The sequence below is a fragment of the Actinomycetota bacterium genome (assembly GCA_030650795.1).
Classification (GTDB): Bacteria; Actinomycetota; Actinomycetes; order S36-B12; family S36-B12; genus UBA11398.
This window is the reverse complement of the sequence record JAUSDJ010000040.1, coordinates 98871-121948: the sequence shown is the minus strand read 5'-3', so window position 1 is coordinate 121948 and position 23078 is coordinate 98871. Positions and strand designations below refer to the sequence as shown.

Below are 23078 nucleotides of genomic sequence, written 5' to 3'. Positions count from 1 at the left end.
GTCAATGGAGGAAGTGTGAGCGACGTGCGCATGCTTGGTGATCGCTATGAAATTGGCGAGGTCATCGGGCGTGGAGGCATGGCCGAGGTTCATGAGGCGCGCGATGTGCGACTCGGACGTCGAGTAGCCATCAAGATCCTGCGGCCCGACCTCGCACGCGACCCCGATTTCCAGGTTCGCTTCCAACGCGAGGCGCAATCAGCTGCCGCCTTGAACCACCCGAACATCGTCGCGGTCTACGACACTGGCGAGGATCGTCTCGATGGTGAGGATGGCGGACAACAGGTCGTAGTGCCATACATCGTCATGGAATTCGTTGATGGCATGACCTTGCGTCAACTGATCTCAGCTGGACGGCGCCTGCTGCCTGAGCGAGCACTGGAGATCGCATCCGGTGTGCTCTCCGCTCTGGACTACGCACACCGTCATGGCATCGTCCATCGTGATATCAAGCCGGCCAACGTGATGTTGACCCGCACTGGCGACGTGAAGGTCATGGACTTCGGCATCGCCCGCGTCATCAATGAGTCAGGCATCAGTATCACTGCCACTTCGGCAGTGATGGGTACTGCGCAGTACCTCTCTCCTGAGCAGGCTCGTGGAGAAGTGGTGGACGCGCGCAGCGATCTCTACTCCACAGGTGTCCTGCTTTATGAGCTGCTCACTGGCCGGCCACCGTTCATTGGCGAGTCGGCGGTTTCCATTGCGCACCAACATGTTTCTGAGATGCCTACCCCGCCATCGCAGATCGACAACGGTGTTTCTCCCGAGATCGACCTGATTGTTCTGGCGGCCTTGGCCAAACGCACAGATGAGCGTTACCAAACCGCTGGTGAGTTCCGGGCAGATATTGAAAGGGTGATTCAAGGCGGTCCCATGACTGCCGCCGTGCCCACCATGATGGTCAGCGAACACACCCAGATGCTGTCGCCCGTTGAAGCCTCAGGCAGCGCCGCCTACGCGCGCTATCAACAACAGCGGCGCGGACGCGGCGGGGCCTTCTGGGCAATCGCTGTTGTCGCAATCGTTGGAGCCATCGCTGCTGCACTGTTCTTTGTTCTTCCACTCCTTGGCGTTGCAAGCGCCAACAAGGTCACTGTTCCGAACCTTGAGGGCCTCACAGTCGAAAGCGCGCAATCCCTGCTGAGTTCCTCGAATCTGACTCTCGGAGGTCAGACCACCGAGGTCTCAGATCGCCCACTGGGCCGCATCATCGCTCAACTCCCTGCATCTGGTGAATCCCTTGAAGAGGGGCAGGCCGTCAACGTTACGGTCAGCAGCGGCAAGGAGCAGGCCACCGTGCCCCAATTGACCGGGCTCACATCGGTCGATGATGCGCGCACGGCACTTGAGGATGTTGGCCTGCAATTGGGACCCGTGAGTTTCGTGGAGTCAGACTCCCCTGGCGGCTATGTCCTGTCGCAAAGCCCAAGTGAGGGCGCGCAAGTCAACGTGGACAGTACGGTGTCGATCAAGGTCGCTTCCGGAAGCAAATCAGTCCCATCGGTTATCGGTTCAACTGAAGCACAGGCCCGCAGCGACATTGTTCAAGCAGGATTCGATCCGCAGGTGATCTATCAGGAGACCGGCGCAGACGTCGCGGGGATCGTCTTGGCCCAGTCGCCGAAGGGCAACGCCAAATTGGATCGTGGCTCCGTCGTGACCATCACCGTTGGCAAGGTTGGAGCCTTACCCACTCCAACAATTGTTGAGAGTCCACCACCACAAGTGGGCTAGTGATGCACCACAGGGGCGAGCCCCACGCTGTTGGCTATGGCGTTTTCATCGCCACACTCGGCCAACCAGTTCGCCAGCATGCGATGGCCCCCCTCGGTCAGTACTGACTCCGGGTGAAATTGCACGCCTTCGATCGGCAGCGAGCGGTGGCGAACACCCATGATGACGCCGCTGTCGGTCTGACCAGTGATCTCGAGTTCGGCCGGCATGGTTGCCGGGTCGATCGCCAGCGAGTGATAGCGCGTAGCAGTGAACGGATCGGGGAGTCCGTGCATCACGCCAATGTCGCCATGGTGCACCAGCGAGACCTTGCCATGCAGCAGTTCAGGAGCACGTCCAACGGTTGCGCCAAAGGCCACGCCAATGGCCTGATGGCCAAGACACACTCCCAAGATTGGCAGTTTGCCGCCGCACTCCTGAACGATGGCAACGCAGACTCCGGCATCCTCGGGAGTACCCGGCCCAGGAGACAGCAGCACGCCATCAAAGGCCAAAGCTTCAGCCGGCGTGACCTCGTCATTGCGCAAGACTGTGACGTCAGCTCCAAGTTGTGCCAAGTACTGCACGAGGTTGAAGACAAATGAGTCATAGTTGTCCACAACCAAGATCCGGGTCATACCCGGTATCTTCTCAGCACGAGGTCGGGCTCACGTGCGCCGGCTCGAACACAGGAGGGTGACCACAGTGCCAGAGTCCAAGCGTCGCAAGAAGGACAACGGGTACACACCGCCTCCAAGCATGGGCGAGCGCAAGATTGCCAGACTCGGATCCCCCCGCTGGCTGGCGCCACTCATGGTGGCCTGCTTCCTCATCGGCCTGATCTACATCGTGGTCTTCTACATCGCTGGTGCACAGATTCCGATCATGCGTGATCTCAACAATCTGGTGAATATCGGCATTGGCTTTGGATTCATCATCGCCGGATTCTTCCTATCCACGAGATGGCAGTAGCACCGACCTCAGTTCCGGATGTCCGCGTGGCTACAAGGTGTAGTGGAAGCGACAGGCTGCAACACGTACTTCTTGATCAACGACTTTGTAGACCAAACGATGCTCATCAGTGATGCGTCGCGACCAGTAGCCGTGCAATCCATGCTTCAGTGCTTCCGGCTTGCCTATGCCGACATTCGGTTCATCGATGAGCGCCCCTTGAGCGATATCGCGCAATAGCTCATTGATCCGCTTCAGTACTCGACGATCCTGACCCTGCCAGTAGAGATAGTCAGTCCAGGCTTGCTCATCCCAAACGAATCTCATTCCAGGAGTTGTCGATCCTGGCCAAGACCGGACTCCAGACGCTCAATCGCGGCGATGAGTCGCGCAGCGTTCGCGGGGTTTTGCAGCAGATAGGCCGTCTCCTTGAGGGATTCGTAATCTTCAAGCGAGACGATCACCACAGGGTCATGGCCAGCCCGGGTCACGATGACTTCTTCACGATCATTGGTGACCGAATCCAAGGTCTGAGCCAAATTCGCACGCGTCTGTGTGTACGTCATGGTTTTCATGGCAACTCCCTCACCTGTACAGGTAACTGTACAAGATGACCGAGCCTTCATAACCACACTATGAATTACCGTCTGGACTTACACGCCTGTAATTCTCCACAGCTGTGGAAAAGCCTGTGCATAACCTAGGTCTGCAGGCTCGGGAGAACAGGAATGAGCAGATCCTGGATCTGCGCGGTACGCACCAATGTGGTCACGATCAAGATGGTCAGGACACCAAAGCAGCCGACCGCCTGCCACGCGATCTGATTCTTGCGCGGGGCGAAGACGAAGATGGCCGCCACTAAAGCGCCAACGACGAGACCACCCAAATGGGCCCGCCAATCGACATTGGGCTGAATGAAACCGAAGGCCAGGTTGATCGCAAGCAGAACCAGCACTTGGGTGATGTCGTAGCGAAGACGACGGCCGGCGACAACGAACGCCCCCATGAGTCCGAAGATCGCGCCACTTGCTCCCACCGAGACCGTGTGGATGTCGGAGAAGGCGTACGAGGCCACCGCTCCACCAAGTGCAGCAAGCATGTAGAGCACGAAGAAGCGGGCGTGGCCGAGTACTCGTTCAAGGGTTGGTCCCATCACAAACAACACGTACATGTTGAAGGCGATGTGCAGAAACGATCCGTGTAGAAAGGCGCTCGTGAGCAGCGACCAATAGTCGCCATTGGCCGCGATGCCAATGGGCCACATGCCCCAGTTCGAGGCTGATTGGTCTACCCCAACCGACAGCTGCAACAAGAAGATCGCAACATTGATCCCGATCAGCGCATACGTCAGATATGGCTTGGAGATGGCTCGTCCACCAAGCGGCGTGCGCACCGAAATGGTCTCAGCGCTTGCCACGCATGAAGGGCACTGAAAGCCCACTGGTGCCGGGTTCATGCATTCGGTGCAGATCGGCCGATCGCAGTGGCCGCAATGGATATACGTCACCCGATCCGGATGGCGATAACACACTGGTCCTGCAGGGGTTCCTGCTGGCTCAGTCAAGGAAGAACCTATCCGCGGGTGATGGTGACCGAGTTGATGACGATCTGCTCGAGAGGTCGATCCTGGGGGCCAATCGGTGAAGAAGTGATGGAATCAACGACGTCACGAGACTCTTGGTCAGCAACTTCACCGAAAATGGTGTGCTTGAAGTTCAACCATGTCGTTGCTCCGACGGTGATGAAGAACTGCGAGCCGTTGGTGTTGGGTCCGGAGTTGGCCATCGCCAGGAGATACGGGCGATCGAAACTGAGTTCGGGGTGAAACTCATCGGCAAACTTGAAGCCCGGGCCACCTGTGCCGGTACCAAGTGGGTCGCCGCCTTGGATCATGAAGCCAGGAATGACGCGGTGGAAAATGACACCGTCGTAGAGCGGAGCAGAGGACTTCTCACCAGTCTTGGGATTGGTCCACTCAACTGACCCGTCTGCCAAGCCGGTGAAGTTGTTCACGGTCTTTGGTGCATGGTCGTCGAAGAGGTTGATGCGAATGTCACCCTTGTTGGTGTGCAGTGTGGCCGTTGAAGTCATTGAGTAATCCTGTCATAAGTCATTGCGGGTGGGCAGATGCCGTAGATACGGGCAAGCGAAGTGGAGGTTAGGAGACTCGAACTCCTGACTTCTGCCTTGCAAAGGCAGCGCTCTACCAACTGAGCTAAACCCCCTGAAGACTACTTATCGTAGATCAGGTTCCTGTGTTGGCTCTGACCAAAGATCGGTCTCGTCCTGGTTCGCCAAGTACTGCTTGTAGGCGAAGTAGCCGACGCCGACGATGATTCCGAGCACTAATAATTTTTTCACGTGGGCCTAGATGGACTTGAACCATCGACCTCTTCCTTATCAGGGAAGCGCTCTAACCAAGCTGAGCTATAGGCCCGTTCCGAACCCTGAGCAATACGCATTGCTCGTGGGCGCGGGGTGAAACAGTACCCGATCTAGCACGGGCATTGCGCCCGGGCGTTAAGCGCTTGGTTCAGCAGGGTCCGCCGATGGCTCCGGAGCCTGATCTTGTGCACCAAGCTCGACTTCGATCGCTTCCTCATCGGTCTCTTGGCCTCGCGCTACCGCAACGATGGCATCACCTTCAGCGAGGTTCATCAGGCGCACGCCCATGGTGTCGCGACCAGAGGGCCTTACTTGATCCACGCTCGTGCGAATGACAACGCCGTTGGAAGCGATGGCAAAGATCTGGTCGGCCTCGTCGCAAACCAAGGCACCGACCAGCGAGCCACGTTCCTCGACCAGACGCATGGCACGCACGCCGAGAATGCCGCGTCCCTTGGGAGCCCACTCATCAATCGCGGTGCGCTTTGCATAGCCACCATCGGTGACGGTCACAACGAAGGCGCCCTCGCGGGCTACGTCCATAGCAAGGAGGGAATCCTCTCCGCGGAAACGCATCCCGATGACACCACTGGTCGCTCGACCCATCGGTCGAAGAGTTTCGTCCTTGGCGTCGAAGCGGGCCGACATGCCTTTACGTGAGAAGAGCATCAGGTGATCGTTCTCGGAGACGAGCTGAGCAGAGATCAACTCATCGTCGTCGGCAAGATTGATCGCGATGATGCCGCCGGTGCGATTGGTGTCGTAGTCGGCGAGCTTGGTCTTCTTCACCATCCCCTTCAGGGTGGCAAGTACCAAGTGCTCGCCAGCCTCGTAGTCGGCGATTGCAAGAACTTGCGCGATCGTTTCATCGGGCTGGAAGGCCAACAGGTTGGCCACATGCTGCCCACGCGCATCGCGGCCGGCTTCGGGCAGTTGGTATGCCTTCGCGCGATAGACCCGACCCTTATTCGTGAAGAACAAGAGCCAGTGATGCGTTGTCGTGACGAACATGTGCTCGACCACGTCGTCTTGTCGCAGGGCTGCGCCCTTGACTCCCTTGCCGCCGCGACGCTGCTCACGATAGAGCTCGGCCTTGGTGCGCTTGGCGTATCCGCCTGAAGTGATCGTGAGCACAACATCTTCAACGGCTATGAGATCTTCATCAGTGACGTCGCCATCCCAAGCCACAAAGTCAGTGCGGCGGTCGTCACCAAACTTCTCGGTGATCTCTGCAAGCTCTTCCGAGATGATCGAACGCTGACGAGGTTCATTGCTGAGAATGTCGTTGTAGTCAGCGATGCGCGTCATGAGCTCTTCGTATTCGTCAACGATCTTCTGATGCTCAAGTGCTGCAAGACGACGCAATTGCATATCAAGAATTGCTGTTGACTGAACCTCGTCGATCTCGAGAAGTTCCATCAGTCCGGTACGCGCATCGTCCACAGTCGCCGATGCACGAATCAATGCGATGACTTCGTCGAGCGCGTCGAGCGCCTTCAGGTAGCCGCGAAGAATGTGCGCACGCTCTTCTGCTTTGCGCAGGCGATAGCGGGTACGGCGTTGGATGACCTCAACCTGGTGGGTGACCCAGAATCGGATGAAGGCCTCAAGTGTGAGAGTGCGTGGGACGCCATCGACCAACGCCAGCATGTTTGCGCCGAAGTTATCCTGAAGTTGCGTGTGCTTGAAGAGTTGATTCAGGACCACCTGGGCCACGGCATCGCGCTTGAGCTCGAAGACCAGACGCATACCGGTGCGCGAACTTGAATCGTCACGCACATCGGAAATTCCGGTGAGTTTTCCGTCTCCCACAAGCTCTGCCACGCGGAGCAACAGATTGTCGGGATTCACTTGGTATGGCAGTTGGGTGACGATGAGAACTTGCCGACCGCGCGCATCTTCATCGACCGTGACGACGGCACGCATCGTGATGGAACCGCGGCCAGTGCGATACGCGTCTTCAATGCCCTTGCGGCCAACGATTAGCGCGCCGGTTGGGAAATCAGGGCCCTTGACAATCCCGATGAGCGCAGACATGCGCTCCTCGGTTGTGGCTTCAGGGTTGGCTAGCACCCATTGCGCTGCTGCCGCGATCTCGCGCAAGTTGTGCGGCGGGATATTCGTGGCCATGCCAACAGCGATGCCCGAGCTGCCGTTGACCAGCAGATTGGGGAATCGGCTGGGCAGCACGAGTGGCTCTTGGGTACGGCCGTCGTAGTTCGGTCCGAAGTCGACAGTTTCTTCGTCGATATCGCGGACCATCTCCATGGCCAGGGGTGCCATGCGGCATTCGGTGTAGCGCTGGGCGGCTGGCGGATCGTTGCCTGGTGAACCGAAATTGCCCTGCCCCTGCACGAGCGGGTAGCGAAGCGACCACGGCTGGGCCAGGCGCACAAGTGCGTCGTAGATCGCGCTGTCGCCGTGCGGGTGGTAGCTGCCCATGACGTCGCCGACCACGCGAGCGCTCTTGGAGAAGTTGCGATCGGGGCGGTATCCACCGTCGTACATCGCGTAGAGCACGCGACGGTGCACCGGCTTCAATCCATCGCGCACATCGGGCAGTGCCCGCGAGACGATGACCGACATCGAATACTCGAGGTAGGAGCGTTGCATCTCTGTTTGAAGATCAACAGGTTCGATCCGACCATGCGAGCTAATTACTTCAGTGTCTTCAGACACGAGGAACTCCTGAAACTAGATGTCGAGGAAACGCACGTCGCGTGCGTTCTGCTGAATGAAATTGCGGCGGGACTCGACGTCCTCGCCCATGAGCACGCTGAACATTTCGTCAGCCTGAGCTGCATCATCAAGAGTGATCTGCTGCAGCACTCTGTTTGCCGGGTCCATCGTGGTGTCCCAAAGTTCATCGGCATTCATCTCGCCAAGGCCCTTGTATCGCTGAATCGCTTCGTCCTTGGGTAGACGCTTGCCAGCCGCGATGCCCGCTTCGATGATCCCGTCGCGTTCGCGATCGGAATACGCAAAGGCGGCATCGTCGCGCGACCACTTGATCTTGTAAAGCGGTGGTTGCGACAAGAAGACGTGACCCAGATCGACCAGTGGTCGCATGAAACGAAAGAGAAGAGTCAGCAGCAAGGTGGTGATGTGCTGGCCGTCGACGTCAGCATCAGCCATGAGCACGACCTTGTGGTACCGCAGACGATTGATGTCGAACTCATCTTGGATACCAGTGCCAAAGGCTGAGACAAGGGCCTGAACCTCAGTGTTGCCCAGCACCTTGTCGATGCGTGCCTTTTCGACATTCAGGATCTTTCCGCGAATCGGCAAGATCGCCTGAATGCGGGGATCTCGGCCTTGTCTGGCAGATCCGCCCGCCGAATCACCCTCAACGATGAAGATCTCACACTCTTCGGGTTCGCGACTGGAGCAGTCGATCAACTTGCCCGGCATGCCGGCCCCGCCGAGCAAGCCCTTGCGGTTACGAGCAAGATCACGAGCCTTGCGAGCAGCAATACGCGCAGTTGCTGCATTTACCGCCTTGCGAGCGATCTCCTTGCCTTCGCCTGGATGCTGTTCGAACCAGGCACCGAGTTGATCGTTGACGGCCTTTTGCACGAAGGCTTTCATCTCAGTGTTGCCCAGCTTGGTCTTGGTCTGACCCTCGAACTGTGGCTCGGCAAGTTTGACGCTGATGATCGCAGTGAGACCTTCACGGACATCCTCGCCAGAGAGGTTGATGTCCTTCTCTTTGAGAATGTTCCATTCGCGCGCAAACTTGTTGACAAGGGTGGTCATCGCCGAGCGGAAGCCCTCCTCGTGCGTGCCACCTTCAGTGGTGTTGATCGTGTTGGCGAAGGTGTAGACCGATTCTGCGTAGGTGTTGTTCCATTGCAGGGCGATCTCGGCACTCATGCGCCGCTCGTCAGTATCGGTATCAGTCTCCACGTAGATGATGTGTTGGTGCGCCACGCCCTTGCTGGCATTGATGTGCTGCACGAAGTCGGCGATGCCACCGTCATAGCGGTAGCGAACACTGCGGACGCGCTGTTCCTCGTCGTCACCTTCAACTGTTGCAAGTGCGGCACTGGCCTCGGCCTCTTCGCCAGCGAGCACTGGGCGATCCACGGCCGCACGTTCGTCAGTGAGCTCAATGGTCATGCCCTTGTTCAGAAAGGCCATCTCCTGGAAGCGGCGCGACAAAGTCGTGAAGTCGTAGGAGGTGGTCTCGAAGATCTCAGCGTCGGCCCAGAAGGTCACTGTGGTGCCAGTGAGATCTGTTGCCTCACCGATCGCGAGATCAGCTTGCGGGACTCCATGGAGATATGACTGGCGGTAGACGCGATTGTTGAGGCGGACCTCGACATCCAGGGTTCGGGATAGTGCGTTGACGACCGAGATGCCGACTCCGTGAAGTCCACCGGACACGGTGTAGCCGCCACCGCCGAACTTGCCGCCAGCGTGCAGCACAGTCAGGACAACCTCCACCGCTGGCCGTCCTTCGCTCTCGACGATATCGACTGGGATGCCGCGACCATCGTCGACCACGCGCACTCCGCCATCAGCAAGGAGGGTGACGGAGATAGTGGTGGCGTAACCTGCCATCGCTTCATCGACGGAGTTGTCGACTACCTCGTAGACGAGGTGGTGCAGGCCTCGCTCGCCAGTGGAGCCGATGTACATGCCGGGGCGCTTGCGAACGGCGTCCAGACCTTCGAGAACGGTGATGGCGCTAGCGTCATACGACACGATGAACGGGCCTCCTGGAATGCTGTGGAGCGTGCTGGAGTGTTGGTTGAAGTCTACCCCGAATCTGTGACATGACTGCCAGATATTGGCCCGTGGCACTATCTAGGAAGCATTGACCCCCCTAGGTGAAGGCAGGTGTATCAAGCAACCTCCAAATTGCTCCCTAAGTGGCTGCCTGGGCCCTGGGGGCTAGCCGTAGGTATCGCGGGGCCCGCGTCCTTTGACATGTCGAGGACCGGCCTTCCAGGAGGGACCCTGTGGGCCCTGTATCCGAATATCGGTTACTACGCCTGATCCAACCGCGGCGTCAATGGTGGTGCGCAGGGTTGGCAGCAGATAGCGAACTTGGGTGGCCCAGGTTGTGGACTCAGCCCGCAAGGTGAGCACGCCATCGACGAATGATTCGGGCTGCACATGACTGGCCAGATCGGCCCCGACGATTTCTGGCCAAAGGGCGGTCACCTGCGCGCCGGCTCGGTCCTGGTTCCAACCCCGATTGCTGATCAGTTCGCCCATGGCATCGGCCAAGGCCAGTGGATCACGACTGTCAGAACTGGTCCTAGCTGGCTTGCCACGGGATTTTGAGCGTCGCTTACCCCCGCCAACAGCCCGATTCAACGCCTTGGCGGCCGCGTCTCCGTGATCAGAGGTCATGGCTCACTTTCCCAGCATCCACCCGAAATCGCGATCCGGAAAGCTCAAGTGGAATGTCGGCCTCCACGGCGGCGGTGATGAGCACTTGGTTGGCGTTGACCAAGCGCTCCGCCAGTCGCTGCCTGCGTGCGACATCGAGCTCTGCGAACACGTCATCCAAGATCAGTACAGGGTCTTCCCCGTCGGCCCTCAACACATCGAAGGAGGCCAAGCGCAATGCGAGTGCGATCGACCACGACTCACCGTGCGAGGCATAACCCTTCGCCGGAAGTGGCCCCATCCGAATAGCAAGATCATCCCGATGCGGGCCAACCAGAGTCACCCCCCTGTTGAGTTCGTCATCGCGTCGCACGTCGATCGCCGCGAGCATCGCTGCTATCCAGGCTTCGCGATCGCGTGAAGCCATGGGAAGCAGGTCACCTAAACTTTGTTCAAGGCTCGATACGTACAGCATCTCCAGAGTTGCCGTCGCATCCTGCGCAATGAACTCGTAGTCACGCACCGCTGGCGGAGTCAGAGCGTCGAGCAAGTCCAAGCGGGCAACGATGAGTTCTGCGCCGACATTGGCAAGTTGTTCGTCCCACACGTGCAGGGTTCTCAACATCTCATCGCGGGCAGTGCGGCGAGCAATCGACGCTGACTTAAGAAGTGCATTTCGTTGCTTGAGGATTCGATCCAGATCACTGATGGTTCCGGCAAGGCGTGGCGTTCGTTGCACCAGTAGTTCGTCGAGAAAACTTCGACGATCAGATGGATCACCCTTGACCAAAGCCAGATCCTCTGGAGCGAAAACCACCACACGCAGAATCCCCAGTACGTCGCGTACTCGAGTCACAGCGGCACGGTTTACACGAGCCTTGTTCGCCTTGCCGGGAATGATGGCAATCTCGACGAGTGCTTCTCGGTCATTGGCGGACACCGAGCAGCGAATGATTCCTTGAGTGGTCTCAATGCGAACCAAGGGCGCGTCACTTGCAACTCGATGACTTCCTAGAGTTGCGATGTAGCCAATGGCCTCAACGAGATTCGTCTTGCCTTGGCCGTTGCTCCCGACAAAAGTCGTGACCCCTGGAAGTAAATCAATGCTTACCTCTGGGTAGGAGCGAAAGTCTGTCAACGACAGATGCGATACCCACATACAACTTGCTGCTTACTCAGCCGGTGAGGCGAACAGGCATAAGCAAGTAGCGGTAGTCATCACGCATGTCCGAACTCACCTCAGCCGCACCGGTGAGTACCGCCGGTCGAGTGGGTTGCGTGAAGGACATGCGCACGAACGGCGCATCAAGAGCGGCTAATCCGTCAAGCAGATACGTGGGATTGAAGGCGATCTCAATGTCGTCACCATCCAGAGAAGATTCAACGGCCTCACTGGCTTGTGCATCCTCGCCTGCGCCGGCACGAAGAATGACTTCGGATCCCTCGAATGAAAGTCGCACAGGAGTGTTGCGCTCAGCCACCAACGCAACGCGCTTCACTGCATCTGCGAGCACCGCGGTTTCAACTGTTGCCACAGCTGAGGATTCGGTTGGCAGCAGGGTTCGATACTTCGGAAATTCACCATCGAGCAAACGAGTGGTGGTGCGACGACCATTGCCTTCGAAGCCGATGAGCCCCTCGCCAGTTTCGGCAAGTGCGAGAGTCACGAGATCAGCACTCGCCAATGCCTTGGCTGTATCAGCAAGTGTGCGCGCCGGGATGAGTGCCGTTGCCGAGATACTCGAGTTCTGCGGACTCCACGTGAAATTACGAACGGCCAGCCGATATCGATCAGTGGCCGCAAGCACTAAGGACTGACCCTCAATCTCCATGCGAATGCCGGTCAACGTTGGCAGGGTGTCGTCGCGCCCCGCTGCAATGGCAACTTGTGCGACCGCTTCTGCGAACAGCGCTGCGTTGATCTCGCCTGATGACTTCGGCATTGCTGGCAGTTGGGGGTAATCCTCAACTGGCAAGGTCGGCAAAGTGAATGATGAACGTCCGCACGTGATGACGATGCGGGTTCCTTCACTTGCAAGATTTACTGGAGCTCCGGGAAGTGACCGCGCAATATCGGCGAGCAATCGGCCAGATACCAATGTGGTGCCAGGCTCCTCAACATCGGCGCTCACTAGCACTCGCGCAGACACTTCGTAATCAAAACTGCTCAGGGTCAGACCTTCAGCATCAGCGCTCAGCACGAGTCCGGCTAGTACTGGAAGTGAGGGTCGAGAAGGCAAAGTGCGAGCAGCCCAAGCCACAGCATCTGCGAGCGTGTCGCGTTCGACGCGGATCTTCACGTTACATCCCCTTTTAACCTCAGCACTGGCAGGTGTGGCGAGGATTGTTGCATCACCTTATGGCTCTTGTTTCCATCGATAGTCAGAGAAGTCGTAGTAGTCGTAGGTCCTGTGGAAACTGGGGATGACATCTGTTTCCCGAGGTGAGTAGGCGTGGGGTCATCCACCGGGTATGGGGATGACCTTGGGATGGGGACAGATGAAGTGTGGATAAGTGCGGTCATCTCCCCAAACGTCCACATGCCGTCGCTGACTTCTCCCCAGATTGATCCCGATCGTTCACCACTTGGAAAAAGTTTTCCACAGCTTGTCCACTGGCGGCAATAGAGGTCCCTTTTCGCCATCTTGGAGGCAAGTATCGGCGAAGATTCTTCACTTAAGGGCAGGTTATGCACAGGTTTACCCACAGGCCCTATCCACACCTGTGGGAAAGTTGGGGACAGTTGTGACTGATGTGACTGGAGAGGCATTACATCGGTCGCGGCTGGGACTTGATTCGACTGGTCAGATCGCTGACCTGGTTGAACAGGCTGCGGCGCTCGGCCATCAACTGTCGAATCTTTCGGTCGGCGTGCATCACGGTGGTGTGATCGCGGCCGCCGAAGGCCTGGCCGATCTTGGGCAGGGAGAGATCGGTGAGCTCGCGGCACAGGTACATGGCGATCTGGCGAGCGGTGACCAGGACTCGAGAGCGACTGGCCCCACACAGATCGTCCACGGTCATCCCGAAGTAGGAGGCGGTGGCGGCCATGATCTGGGCGGCGGTGATCTCTGGGCCGGCCTCTGACGGGAACAGATCCTTGAGCACGACTTCAGTAATGGACATGTCGACGGGCTGTCGGTTGAGTGAGGCGAAGGCGGTCACCCGAATGAGGGCGCCTTCAAGTTCACGAATATTGCTTGAGACCTTGGATGCGATGTACTCCAGGACCTCAGGGGGAGCAACCAGACGTTCCTGCACGCTCTTCTTACGCAAGATGGCGATACGGGTCTCAAGGTCGGGTGGCTGGACGTCGGTAATCAGACCCCACTCGAATCGCGAGCGCATCCGGTCTTCGAAATCCTGCAGCAGTTTTGGTGGCAGATCGGAAGTGATCACGATCTGCTTATTTGCGTTGTGCAATGTGTTGAAGGTATGAAAAAACTCTTCCTGCGTCTGGACTTTTCCGCTGAGGAACTGAATATCGTCAACGAGCAGCACATCAACATCGCGGTACCTGCGCTGGAACGCAGCAGCCTTGTCATCGCGGATGCTGTTGATGAATTCGTTCGTAAATTCCTCTGAGCTCACGTAGCGAACACGGGTGCCCTTATAGAGAGTTCGGGTGTAGTGACCAATGGCATGCAAGAGGTGGGTCTTGCCCAGACCTGAGCCGCCATAGATAAAGAGCGGGTTGTAGGCCCGGGCTGGCTGTTCGGCGACCGCAACAGCTGCGGCATGGGCGAAGCGGTTGCTGGAACCGATGACGAAGGTGTCGAAGGTGTACTTGGCATTGAGCCGCCCCTCCTCCAACCTGGTGGTGGGAGAACCGGTGCCCGGGCGATCGTCGTTGCGGGTTTCGACAAAGGACTGGGTGGCTTGTTCGGCAACGGGAGTTGGCAATTCGCTGGCATAGGTGGCATCAGCGACATCGTCGGTGACGTCTTCCAGACCTGGATCAATGGTCGGGTCCACCGTGACAGCCAAGCGAACTTCACGACCCATCGTGGCGGTCAATGCCTCCACGACCATGGGGCGCAGCCGCGTTTCCAGGACATCCTTGGTGAACTCATTGGGTGCAGCCACCAGCGCTGTGTCCTCAACAAGACCAAGGGGACGTGTCAGTGCAACAAAGGCCCGCTGCTGCGGAGTGAGGATACCCTCGGAGAGAGTCGCGAGAACCTCGGGCCAAACATCGGCCAGATCACGGCTCTCTTCCATTGCTCCCCCTAGGGTTGTCGTTACGAGAGTGTGACAGTTGTCCACAAGTATTTCCACAGGTGTGGACCTGTACCGTTCTCAGACCTGTGGACGATAGTGAGGATTCTCAGAATTCGCCAAGTTTTCGGTCAGTCCACAAGCGGGCAGACCACCCATTTGACCCGAGGGCACCTACCTCCGTACCCTTTGCCAGTTCTAGGAGTCGCTTGCGCGCATGGCGCTGGTTCCTAGCTTCCCCGTCTACGAACCAGCAGGAGCCAGAACATGAAGCGCACCTTCCAGCCCAATAACCGTCGTCGCGCTAAGACGCACGGCTTCCGGCTTCGGATGCGCACGCGTGCTGGCCGTGCCGTGTTGGCGGCGCGCCGCACCAAGGGCCGCGAACGCCTCTCGGCGTAATGCTCGCCGCGCCCTTTCGGCTGCGGCAGTCGGCTGAGTTTCAGCAGACTGTTCGTCAGGGTGTTCGCGCTGGCCGCCCAAATTTGGTGGTGCACCTGCTGCTCCACCAGATCGACGAATCCGCACGTATTGGTTTCACCGTTGGAGCCCAGGTAGGTGGTTCAGTGACCAGGCATCGCCTCACTCGCCAACTGCGTGAACTGAGTCGGCCTCTGCTGAGCACTTTGCCCGCTGGCACCACTGTGGTCATTCGCGCCCTTCCCTGCGCGGCGAGCGCAGGTTACCCAGTACTTGCCGCTGAGTTTTCCGATGCCCTTGCGGCGGCTCTGCGTAAGGCGCAGCGATGAAGCAACTGCTGTGGGTGTGGGATCACACCATTGGTGGCGCCTTGAAGTGGACGCTGATTGGCCTTATCCGCGCTTATCAATTGACACTGTCACCACTGCTGATGCCCAGTTGCCGTTTCCACCCCAGTTGTTCTGCATATGCACTGGGTTCAGTGCGCAAGCACGGTGCCATCAAGGGCGTGCTGCTGGGTGGCTGGCGATTACTGCGCTGCAACCCATGGAATGCTGGAGGTATAGACCCCGTGCCTGACCATGGCCATTGGCGACCAGACATACTTCTGGATGGACGACCCAGTGCCAAGGCGTCCGAGACACTGACGGATCAAGGGAGACCATGTTCATCTTCGATTGGCTGAAGGACGGGGTCAGCTGGGTTCTCGTTCAGATTCACCAGTTCCTGAGTCTCTTCCTCAATCCCGACAGTGGCTGGACATGGACCTTCTCCATTGTCGGCCTGGTCATCTTCATTCGTATCCTGCTGATCCCACTATTCGTGAAGCAGATCAAGTCACAGCGAAACCTGCAACTAATCCAGCCGCAGATGAAGGCGATTCAGAAGCAGTACGCCGGCGACCGCGAGAAGCAGTCCGCCGAAATGATGAAACTGTACAAGGAGACTGGCACCAACCCGCTGGCCTCCTGTTTGCCCATTCTCTTGCAGGCGCCAATCTTCTTCGCCTTGTTCAGCGTGCTGAATGGCGTCTCGCAATACTCACCCGCGGGAGTTGCCGATGGCTCATACGTCGGGCCTGGCGTCTTCGCGTGGACTCAATATGCATATCTCGTCCCGTCCATGCACGACTCAACAATCTTTGGCGTGCCGCTGTACGGCGCATTCATGCATGCCGATGCGACGCCGAATCCGACTGCAACGCACATCCTCTGCGTCATCCTCATCATCTTGATGACAGCCACCACCTTCCTGACCCAGCGTCAGCTGATCGTGAAGAACAGCGCGCCCGATAATCCAATGGTCAAGCAGCAGAAGATCCTGCTGTACGTCTTCCCGCTGATGTTCATGATCTCCGGCATCAACTTCCCGATCGGTGTGCTGATCTACTGGTTCACCACGAACCTGTGGTCAATGGGCCAGCAGTTCTATGTCATTCGCAATAATCCACAACCGGGTACCCCAGCCTTTGAAGCCAAGGAAGCGCGCGGGATAGCCAAGGCGAACCGGAAACTCGGAGTGTCCACGCATGAGGTCATTGAAGGCGTGGTGGTGGATGAATCGCTCACTCCCCGCGTCCAGCCAAAGAAGACCTCTCGAAGCCAACGCAAGCGCAAGTAGGAGTATTGAATGTCTGAAGTGCAAAGTGACAAGCGCAGCCTGCTCGACCAGGAAGGCGAGGCCGCTGCTGATTACCTCGAAGGCCTGCTCGACATTGCCGACCTTGATGGCGACATCGACATTGATATCGAGGGCAGCCGCGCGATGATCTCCATCGTTGAGGCGAAATCAGGTGATTTGTCACATTTAGTCGGGGAGAACGGCGAAGTTCTGGACGCCATTCAAGAGCTGACCCGGCTCGCAGCGGCTCGCGAGACGGGCGAGCGTTCACGCCTCATGCTCGACATTGCTGGTTTTCGCGCCCAACGACGAACTGATCTTGTGGCACTGGCCAAGATGGCGATCGCCGAAGCTCAGCGCACCTCGGCACCGGTCAGCATGAACCCGATGACTCCATTTGAGCGCAAGATTGTGCACGATGCCGTGGCTGAGGCCGGACTTTTGAGTGCCTCTGAGGGCGATGAGCCACAGCGTCGCGTGGTCATCCGCGTCAGCTAACGTTTCACGTGGAACAACCGGCACTTCCCTCTTGGCTGGAACCCCATCGCGCAGACCTGCAAGCGTACGCAGATCTGCTGACGACTGTTGGCGTGGACCACGGATTGATTGGTCCGCGCGAGATTCCTCGCTTGTGGTCGCGACATCTTCTCAACTCAGCGGTTGTCGCCGAGCCTGCCGCTGGCTTGGTCAGGCAGCAGGCGATCGTCGCCGACGTCGGTTCGGGCGCGGGCTTGCCGGGTTTGGTCTGGGCTCTGGTGCGACCTGATTTGCGCATCACCTTGATCGAGCCACTGCTCCGCCGAGCGAAATTCCTGCAAGAGGCCGTCGAGGAACTGGGATTGACCGCACGCGTTGTAGTGCTGCGAGGTCGTGGCGAGGAAGTCAAAGCTCAATGGGCTTCCTTTGATGTGGTGACCGCCAGGGCGGTTGCGCCCTTGCCGAAACTGTTGGGCTGGACCGTTCCCCTCCTGAAAACCAATGGCAGATTGCTTGCGCTCAAGGGCCAACAGGCGGCCGAGGAGTTACAGGAGGCTGGTGCGGTGATAGCCAAATACCGGCTGCGTGAAGTCTCAGTTATTCACATCGGCGAGCCATGGGTGGATCCTGCAACGACAGTGGTCAGCGCCTATCGCGGTACGGCACAATGACGATCATGTCCACCTCGGAACACTCAACTGCGGAGGCCTCCGCCCTGGGTTGGCCCGTTTCACGTGGAACATTGAAGGACGACGAGCAGCCGAGCACGGATCTGGGTTGGCCGGCATGACGCGCGTCATCACGATTGCTAATCAAAAGGGTGGGGTTGGCAAGACCACAAGCGCGGTGAACATCGCGGCCTCCTTAGCCTTGGGCGGCGCTCAGGTGCTCCTGGTCGATATGGATCCGCAGGGCAATGCCTCAACTGCGCTGGGCCTTGACCACCGCGAAGGCGTTCCTGGAATCTATGAGGTGCTCAGCGGCGATGCGGCGATGGCCGATGTGGTGCAGCTTTGCCCGGACATCGCAAATCTGTGTGGAGTACCAGCCACGATCGATCTGGCCGGCGCGGAAATTGAATTGGTCTCGCAGGTGGCGCGGGAGTATCGCTTGGCCCGAGCGCTAGAGGCCTACCTCGCCGAAGCCGATGCCGACGGACTCAGCGTTGACTATGTCCTGCTGGATTGCCCGCCGTCATTGGGCTTGCTGACGCTGAATGGCCTGGTTGCCGCCCGTGAGGTATTGCTGCCCATTCAATGCGAGTACTACGCCCTGGAGGGACTATCGCAGTTGTTGCGAACAATTGAGATGGTGCGCACGCACTTGAATCCGCAACTTGAGGTCTCGGCTATCTTGTTGACGATGTACGACGGGCGAACCCGGCTGGCGGCACAGGTTGCCGAGGAAGTCCGCATGCACTTTGGCGAGCGGGTGCTGAGCACAGTGATTCCACGCAATGTCCGCGTCTCGGAAGCACCTTCATATGGTCAGACCGTGCTGACGTACGATCCATCCTCGCCTGGAGCGCTGACCTACCGACAGGCAGCCGCGGAGCTGGCAGAGATTCGTCCACATGCTTATCCACAGACATAACATGACATAGCATGATAAATCTACTCATCTATGCACCGGAGATTTCATGAGCGAGACAACAAGGCGAGGCTTGGGCAAGGGCCTGGGAGCACTGATCCCCACCTCGACTCCGGTCGCTCCAACGGCTAGTGCTCCGCAGGTCGCCAGCGTCCATGGGCTGACCTACGCCGAGCTGCCGATCGATGCCATCAGCCCGAACCCTCGGCAGCCGCGTACGGTTTTTGATGAGGAAGCCCTCACCGAACTGGTGAACTCGATCTCCTCGATCGGCCTGCTGCAACCTGTTGTCGTGCGGCCTTCAGGCACTGGCTATGAACTCGTTGCCGGCGAGCGGCGCTTGCGGGCAAGCGCCTTGGCGGGCCTGAAGGTCATCCCTGCCATCATCCGCGAGACCCAGGACGACGCTCTGCTGCGCGACGCGCTGCTAGAGAACTTGCACCGTGCGAATCTGAATCCGCTGGAAGAGGCCGCTGCCTATCAGCAGTTGCTCGAAGACTTCGGCTGCACCCAAGAAGAGCTCGCCACTCGCATTGGGCGCTCACGCCCGCAGGTCACTAACACTCTGCGGCTTCTGAAGCTGCCGCCCGAGGTGCAATTGCGCTTGGCCGCGGGAGTCATCAGTGCTGGGCATGCGCGGGCGCTGTTGTCCTTGCAGGATCCCGAGGCAATGAAAGCCCTGGCGGCGCGCATCGTCGCTGAAGGTCTCAGTGTGCGCAGTGTCGAAGAACTCATTCTGCTCGGCAATACCAAGGCCCCGACAACGCGCAAGCGTGCTCGCGCTTCTAATTCGGCGACAGGTGAACTTCGAGCCGACATCGCCTCTCGGCTCAGCGACAGCTTGGATACCCGCGTCAATGTGACTGGGCTTGGGTCGAGCAAGTCTCGGGGCCGCATCGTGATTGAAGTTGCGGATGCACAAGATCTCCGTCGCATCGCCGATGCGATCGATCAGGGTTGAGCCAGAAACCCTTAGGCACCAACAACTTTAGCCACGTGCGATTGCTCGGCGCACGAGTTGGAGCGCAGTGTCGCCAAGAGACAGGCCCGCTGCATGCAAGGACTGCGGAAACAGTGAGGTCTCTGTCATTCCTGGAGCAGCATTGGTCTCAAGAAACCATGGCGTTGCGTCGCGATCAACGATCACGTCAGTGCGTGACCAGTCGCGCAGCCCAAGCACCTCGTGTGCGAGCAACGCAATTCGTGCGCAGTCAGCAGCAATGTCAGCACTCAAGCGCGCTGGCACGAAGAACTCAGTGGTACCAGCGGTATACCGCGAGTTGTAGTCGTACATTTCTGCTTCTGGGACGATCTCGACTGCTGGCAAGGCAATGGGACCCGCGTCGGTTTCCAGGACGCTGATAGCCACCTCCGTACCGTCGATCCATTGCTCCATCATCGCGACCTCGCTGTAAGCAAAAGCGCCAACCATCGCCGACGGAAACTCTTCTGCAGATTTCACCAACGAAGCGCCAAGTGCAGAACCACCCTTGGTTGGCTTCACAATCAGCGGGAGGCCGAGCAATTCGCGAATGCCACTCAGCACTTCTGCCGCGCCTAGTTCGCGAAATGTTGCATGGGGCAGGGCGACGCAGGCCGGAGTCGCCACACCTGCACGTGCCATCAGTGTCTTGGCGATTGGCTTGTCGAAGGCCAAGCGAGCAGCCTGACCTGTGGAACCGACATATGGCAAGCCCAGTGAGGTCAGCACATCGCGAAGAGCGCCATCCTCGCCGGCTGCCCCGTGCAATAGCGGAATCACGCAACTGGGTCGGTGCTTGACCAGGAAATCGATAAGTGTGAGATCGACGTCAGCTTCACGCACTTCATCGTCGGTGCTGAGCCGCAAGCCTTCGGCTACGCGCCGCCCGGAGCGCAAGGAGACGTCGCGTTCAGGAGATAGGCCACCGGAGAGCACTAGATACGAAGACATTGATTCGATCCCTTCTCGAAGTGCTCGAAAACCATTGGCGTTATTGGAGATTGGGGGCTGGCACGTTCGAACCAGGAGTATCGGAACCGGAATCAGAGTGCAAGGCGCTGCTAGTTCCAAAAGTGTTGGCGATTTCAAGTTCGCCTTCAATTACGCCGGCTAGACGTCGCACACCCTCGCGAATGCGATCGGGTTCGGGATAGCAGTAGGACAACCGCATGTGCTCATGTCCGCGGCCGTTGACGTAGAAGCCAGTTCCCGGCACATATGCAACAAGTGCTGTGACCGCCCGCGGCAGCATCGCTTTGGCATCGAGTCCCTCGGGCAAGGTCACCCACGAGTAGAAGCCACCGGCTGGAGTTGTCCAACGGGTGCCCGGAGGCATCAACTGCTCGAGAGACTCCAGAAGAGCGTCACGTCGTTCGCGATAGAGCTCGCGGAAGGATTTGATCTGTTCACGCCAAGGCTGCGTGGCCAAGTACTCAGAGATGGTGAGTTGGCTGTAGTTCGACGGGCACAGAACTGCGGACTCCGCAGCTAGTACGAGCTTCTCGCGCACGCCATGTGGCGCTACCGCCCAACCCACACGAAGGCCTGAGGCAATGGTCTTTGAGAACGAGCCGAGGTAGATGACTCCTTCTTCGTCATGTGAGCGAATGGCTGCCGGTGGCTCACCTTCGAATCCGAGCAAGCCGTAGGGGTCGTCCTCCAGCAAGAGAATTCCGGCTCGCTGCGCGATGGCCAGCACCTCGGAGCGTCGTTGCTGACCCTGCGTGACGCCGGCCGGATTGTGAAATGAGGGGATTGTGTAGAGCATCTTTGCTTTGCGGCCCTGCACAGTGAGGCTGGCGATTGCCTCTTCGAGCGCAACCGGATTCAAGCCCTCGTCATCCATTGCCACGTGGATGACCTCGCACTCATACGCGCGAAAGACGCCAAGGGCGCCGACATAGGAGGGCGCTTCAACGAGTACGACGTCTCCTGGATCGCAGAAGACGCGGGTGACGAGATCCAGAGCCATCTGGGAACCGGTGGTCACCACGATGTCATCGGGATGGGCCGATACTTTGACATCGGCCATCACCTCGAGAATCTGCTCGCGCAGACCAACATCGCCTTGGCCCGAGCCATATTGCAGAGCAACCGCACCGCGCTCTCGCAGGAGTTTGCTCACGGTTTCGGCCATGAGATCCATGTTCAGTGCTTGAACGAATGGCATCCCGCCAGCAAGTGAAACGACTTCAGGGCGTGAGGCAACGGCGAAAAGCGCACGGATCTCGGATGCTTGCATCTCTGATGTGCGCTTGGCATAGGAATCAACCCATGGGTCAAGTCGGGAACCACTCACAACATCCAACGATACGGGCGGGGACCCCCTGAGTGCTAAATGGGCATGCAGAAACGGCTGATTGCTGCCGCCACCCCAGCTGCAACAAGGTCCTGATGCTCAATCTGTACGAGGCGGGCAGCGTCCTGTGGGTTGGACAAATACCCGACATCAACGCGAACGGCCGGCATCCGTGTCATGCGTAGAAGATCCCAGGTTCTGGGATGTGATCGGTTGTTGTGCATGCGCGTGCGGGCGCAGAGCTCCACCTGGAGTTGCTCAGCCAGGGTGCGGCCAGCGTAGGAGTAGGCCCCATCGTCTGGCTCGCCGAAATAGAAAGTAGCGATCCCATTGGGCAGGGGACTGCTGACGCGATCGCAATGGATGGAGACCATGAGATCTGCGCTGGTGCGGTTGGCAAAATCAGCGCGGGAAGGGTCATTGGGCAGCGAACTCTCTGCTGATCGAGTCAGGAAGACCTGGGTGCCCAAGGCGGCGAGCCGTCCTTCAACTCTCACGGCTATTGCGCGAGCAATCGCATTTGCCTGCGGATCTTCTTCAGCAAATCCCGGATCAATCACCACCACTTTGTCGGCGATGCCTGTTTGCAGCGCGGTGATTGCCAGCGGATCACGCAGACGCGCAGCATTGCCTCCGCTGACGGTGCGCACGAGTCGCTCAAAGGAGCGGAAGGTTTCTGGCCCGCAAGTGCCGTCCGCAGGTTCACCCACACTGCGCTGAAACTCTCGAAGCGCGGCATCAGTGTCGGGACCGAAGGCACCATCGGCTCGTCCTGCGTCAAAGCCCAATTGATTCAAGCGCTTTTGCAACTCCGAGACGTCGTCACCGGTCATGAGATGGCCGAGGACGTAGCGAAGTACGCGATCACCCAGACGCCACCGGGCTTCGTCTAGGCGACGGAAGGTGTCAGTGCCGACTATGCCGTCCACGGTGAGGCCGCGCTCTTGTTGAAAGGTGCGTACCGCTCGATCGAGTTCGTCGTCAAAGACGTCACCGTGCGTTGAATTGAGGTAACCAAGATGTGCGAGCCGCGCCCGCACTTCGGCGACGGCCGCCCCGGTATCACCGCGGCGGGGCATC

25 protein-coding genes and 2 tRNA genes are annotated in these 23078 nt (G+C 58.6%); 10 read left to right on the top strand and 17 right to left on the bottom strand.

What is annotated here, in order from left to right:
• Window positions 1–15 precede the first annotated feature (15 nt).
• On the top strand, window positions 16–1737 hold the full coding sequence (gene pknB / locus Q7L55_12545; GenBank protein MDO8733378.1) for a Stk1 family PASTA domain-containing Ser/Thr kinase: 1722 nt from the start codon (window positions 16–18) through the stop codon (window positions 1735–1737).
• Here the strand turns inward: pknB and Q7L55_12540 are convergent.
• On the bottom strand, window positions 1734–2354 hold the full coding sequence (locus Q7L55_12540; GenBank protein ID MDO8733377.1) for an aminodeoxychorismate/anthranilate synthase component II: 621 nt from the start codon (window positions 2352–2354) through the stop codon (window positions 1734–1736). The two genes, pknB and Q7L55_12540, sit on opposite strands and share 4 nt — an antisense overlap.
• Before the next feature lie 67 nt (window positions 2355–2421).
• Between Q7L55_12540 and Q7L55_12535 the strand changes: the two genes are divergently transcribed.
• On the top strand, window positions 2422–2688 hold the full coding sequence (locus Q7L55_12535; GenBank protein ID MDO8733376.1) for a cell division protein CrgA: 267 nt from the start codon (window positions 2422–2424) through the stop codon (window positions 2686–2688).
• A 30-nt stretch (window positions 2689–2718) separates the two neighbouring features.
• Here Q7L55_12535 and Q7L55_12530 read toward each other — a convergent pair whose 3' ends face one another.
• The 13 genes from Q7L55_12530 to dnaA form a co-directional block, all read right to left on the bottom strand.
• Window positions 2719–2994 (bottom strand): Txe/YoeB family addiction module toxin, encoded by a 276-nt coding sequence (locus Q7L55_12530; GenBank protein ID MDO8733375.1) that lies wholly within the window; start codon window positions 2992–2994, stop codon window positions 2719–2721.
• Window positions 2991–3242: a type II toxin-antitoxin system prevent-host-death family antitoxin gene (locus Q7L55_12525; GenBank protein MDO8733374.1), complete on the bottom strand. Its 252-nt coding sequence runs from the start codon at window positions 3240–3242 to the stop codon at window positions 2991–2993. Before Q7L55_12525 ends, Q7L55_12530 begins: the two co-directional genes overlap by 4 nt.
• Window positions 3243–3367: 125 nt before the next feature.
• Window positions 3368–4084 (bottom strand): rhomboid family intramembrane serine protease, encoded by a 717-nt coding sequence (locus tag Q7L55_12520; GenBank protein ID MDO8733373.1) that lies wholly within the window; start codon window positions 4082–4084, stop codon window positions 3368–3370.
• Window positions 4085–4239: 155 nt separating this feature from the next.
• Window positions 4240–4758, bottom strand: coding sequence for a peptidylprolyl isomerase (locus Q7L55_12515; protein ID MDO8733372.1), 519 nt, complete (start codon window positions 4756–4758; stop codon window positions 4240–4242).
• Between the two features lie 61 nt (window positions 4759–4819).
• Window positions 4820–4892 (bottom strand) — tRNA-Ala (locus Q7L55_12510).
• A gap of 10 nt (window positions 4893–4902) precedes the next feature.
• On the bottom strand, window positions 4903–5028 hold the full coding sequence (locus Q7L55_12505) for a DLW-39 family protein (GenBank protein MDO8733371.1): 126 nt from the start codon (window positions 5026–5028) through the stop codon (window positions 4903–4905).
• Between the two features lies 1 nt (window position 5029).
• A tRNA-Ile gene (locus Q7L55_12500) sits at window positions 5030–5104 on the bottom strand.
• Between the two features lie 83 nt (window positions 5105–5187).
• Entirely contained in the window at window positions 5188–7731 is a 2544-nt protein-coding gene (gyrA, locus tag Q7L55_12495; protein MDO8733370.1) for a DNA gyrase subunit A, read from the bottom strand.
• Window positions 7732–7746: 15 nt separating this feature from the next.
• Window positions 7747–9759 (bottom strand): DNA topoisomerase (ATP-hydrolyzing) subunit B, encoded by a 2013-nt coding sequence (gene gyrB / locus Q7L55_12490; GenBank protein MDO8733369.1) that lies wholly within the window; start codon window positions 9757–9759, stop codon window positions 7747–7749.
• A 189-nt stretch (window positions 9760–9948) separates the two neighbouring features.
• Window positions 9949–10413 carry a DciA family protein gene (locus tag Q7L55_12485; GenBank protein MDO8733368.1) on the bottom strand — a complete coding sequence of 155 codons (465 nt, stop codon included), beginning with the start codon at window positions 10411–10413 and terminating at the stop codon, window positions 9949–9951.
• Window positions 10403–11551 carry a DNA replication/repair protein RecF gene (recF, locus tag Q7L55_12480; protein MDO8733367.1) on the bottom strand — a complete coding sequence of 383 codons (1149 nt, stop codon included), beginning with the start codon at window positions 11549–11551 and terminating at the stop codon, window positions 10403–10405. Before recF ends, Q7L55_12485 begins: the two co-directional genes overlap by 11 nt.
• A gap of 16 nt (window positions 11552–11567) precedes the next feature.
• A complete protein-coding gene (gene dnaN / locus Q7L55_12475; protein ID MDO8733366.1) occupies window positions 11568–12692 on the bottom strand; it encodes a DNA polymerase III subunit beta in 1125 nt (374 codons plus the stop codon).
• Window positions 12693–13161: 469 nt separating this feature from the next.
• A complete protein-coding gene (gene dnaA / locus Q7L55_12470) occupies window positions 13162–14613 on the bottom strand; it encodes a chromosomal replication initiator protein DnaA (protein MDO8733365.1) in 1452 nt (483 codons plus the stop codon).
• A 264-nt stretch (window positions 14614–14877) separates the two neighbouring features.
• Between dnaA and rpmH the strand changes: the two genes are divergently transcribed.
• The 8 genes from rpmH (at window position 14878) to Q7L55_12430 (ending at window position 19678) form a co-directional block, all read left to right on the top strand.
• Entirely contained in the window at window positions 14878–15012 is a 135-nt protein-coding gene (gene rpmH / locus Q7L55_12465; GenBank protein ID MDO8733364.1) for a 50S ribosomal protein L34, read from the top strand.
• Complete coding sequence (gene rnpA / locus Q7L55_12460) at window positions 15012–15359, top strand: ribonuclease P protein component (GenBank protein MDO8733363.1); 348 nt, start codon at window positions 15012–15014, stop codon at window positions 15357–15359. The genes rpmH and rnpA overlap by 1 nt, the downstream gene beginning before the upstream one ends.
• Complete coding sequence (gene yidD / locus Q7L55_12455; GenBank protein ID MDO8733362.1) at window positions 15356–15715, top strand: membrane protein insertion efficiency factor YidD; 360 nt, start codon at window positions 15356–15358, stop codon at window positions 15713–15715. Before rnpA ends, yidD begins: the two co-directional genes overlap by 4 nt.
• Window positions 15694–16650 carry a membrane protein insertase YidC gene (gene yidC / locus Q7L55_12450; protein MDO8733361.1) on the top strand — a complete coding sequence of 319 codons (957 nt, stop codon included), beginning with the start codon at window positions 15694–15696 and terminating at the stop codon, window positions 16648–16650. Before yidD ends, yidC begins: the two co-directional genes overlap by 22 nt.
• A 9-nt stretch (window positions 16651–16659) precedes the next feature.
• Window positions 16660–17148: a R3H domain-containing nucleic acid-binding protein gene (locus Q7L55_12445; protein ID MDO8733360.1), complete on the top strand. Its 489-nt coding sequence runs from the start codon at window positions 16660–16662 to the stop codon at window positions 17146–17148.
• Between the two features lie 8 nt (window positions 17149–17156).
• Window positions 17157–17798, top strand: a complete 642-nt coding sequence (rsmG, locus tag Q7L55_12440) for a 16S rRNA (guanine(527)-N(7))-methyltransferase RsmG (protein ID MDO8733359.1) — start codon at window positions 17157–17159, stop codon at window positions 17796–17798.
• Window positions 17799–17913: 115 nt separating this feature from the next.
• Window positions 17914–18720 carry a ParA family protein gene (locus Q7L55_12435; GenBank protein MDO8733358.1) on the top strand — a complete coding sequence of 269 codons (807 nt, stop codon included), beginning with the start codon at window positions 17914–17916 and terminating at the stop codon, window positions 18718–18720.
• A 46-nt stretch (window positions 18721–18766) separates the two neighbouring features.
• The gene (locus tag Q7L55_12430) at window positions 18767–19678 is read left to right on the top strand and encodes a ParB/RepB/Spo0J family partition protein (protein MDO8733357.1); all 912 of its coding nucleotides are present in this window, start codon (window positions 18767–18769) and stop codon (window positions 19676–19678) included.
• A 27-nt stretch (window positions 19679–19705) separates the two neighbouring features.
• Here Q7L55_12430 and Q7L55_12425 read toward each other — a convergent pair whose 3' ends face one another.
• The 3 genes from Q7L55_12425 to Q7L55_12415 all read right to left on the bottom strand — a co-directional run bounded on the left by Q7L55_12425 (window position 19706) and on the right by Q7L55_12415 (window position 23077).
• On the bottom strand, window positions 19706–20650 hold the full coding sequence (locus tag Q7L55_12425; protein MDO8733356.1) for a D-alanine--D-alanine ligase: 945 nt from the start codon (window positions 20648–20650) through the stop codon (window positions 19706–19708).
• A gap of 40 nt (window positions 20651–20690) precedes the next feature.
• Window positions 20691–21941, bottom strand: coding sequence for a PLP-dependent aminotransferase family protein (locus tag Q7L55_12420; protein MDO8733355.1), 1251 nt, complete (start codon window positions 21939–21941; stop codon window positions 20691–20693).
• A gap of 92 nt (window positions 21942–22033) precedes the next feature.
• Entirely contained in the window at window positions 22034–23077 is a 1044-nt protein-coding gene (locus Q7L55_12415; protein MDO8733354.1) for a peptidoglycan-binding protein, read from the bottom strand.
• Between the last annotated feature and the right edge of the window lies 1 nt (window position 23078).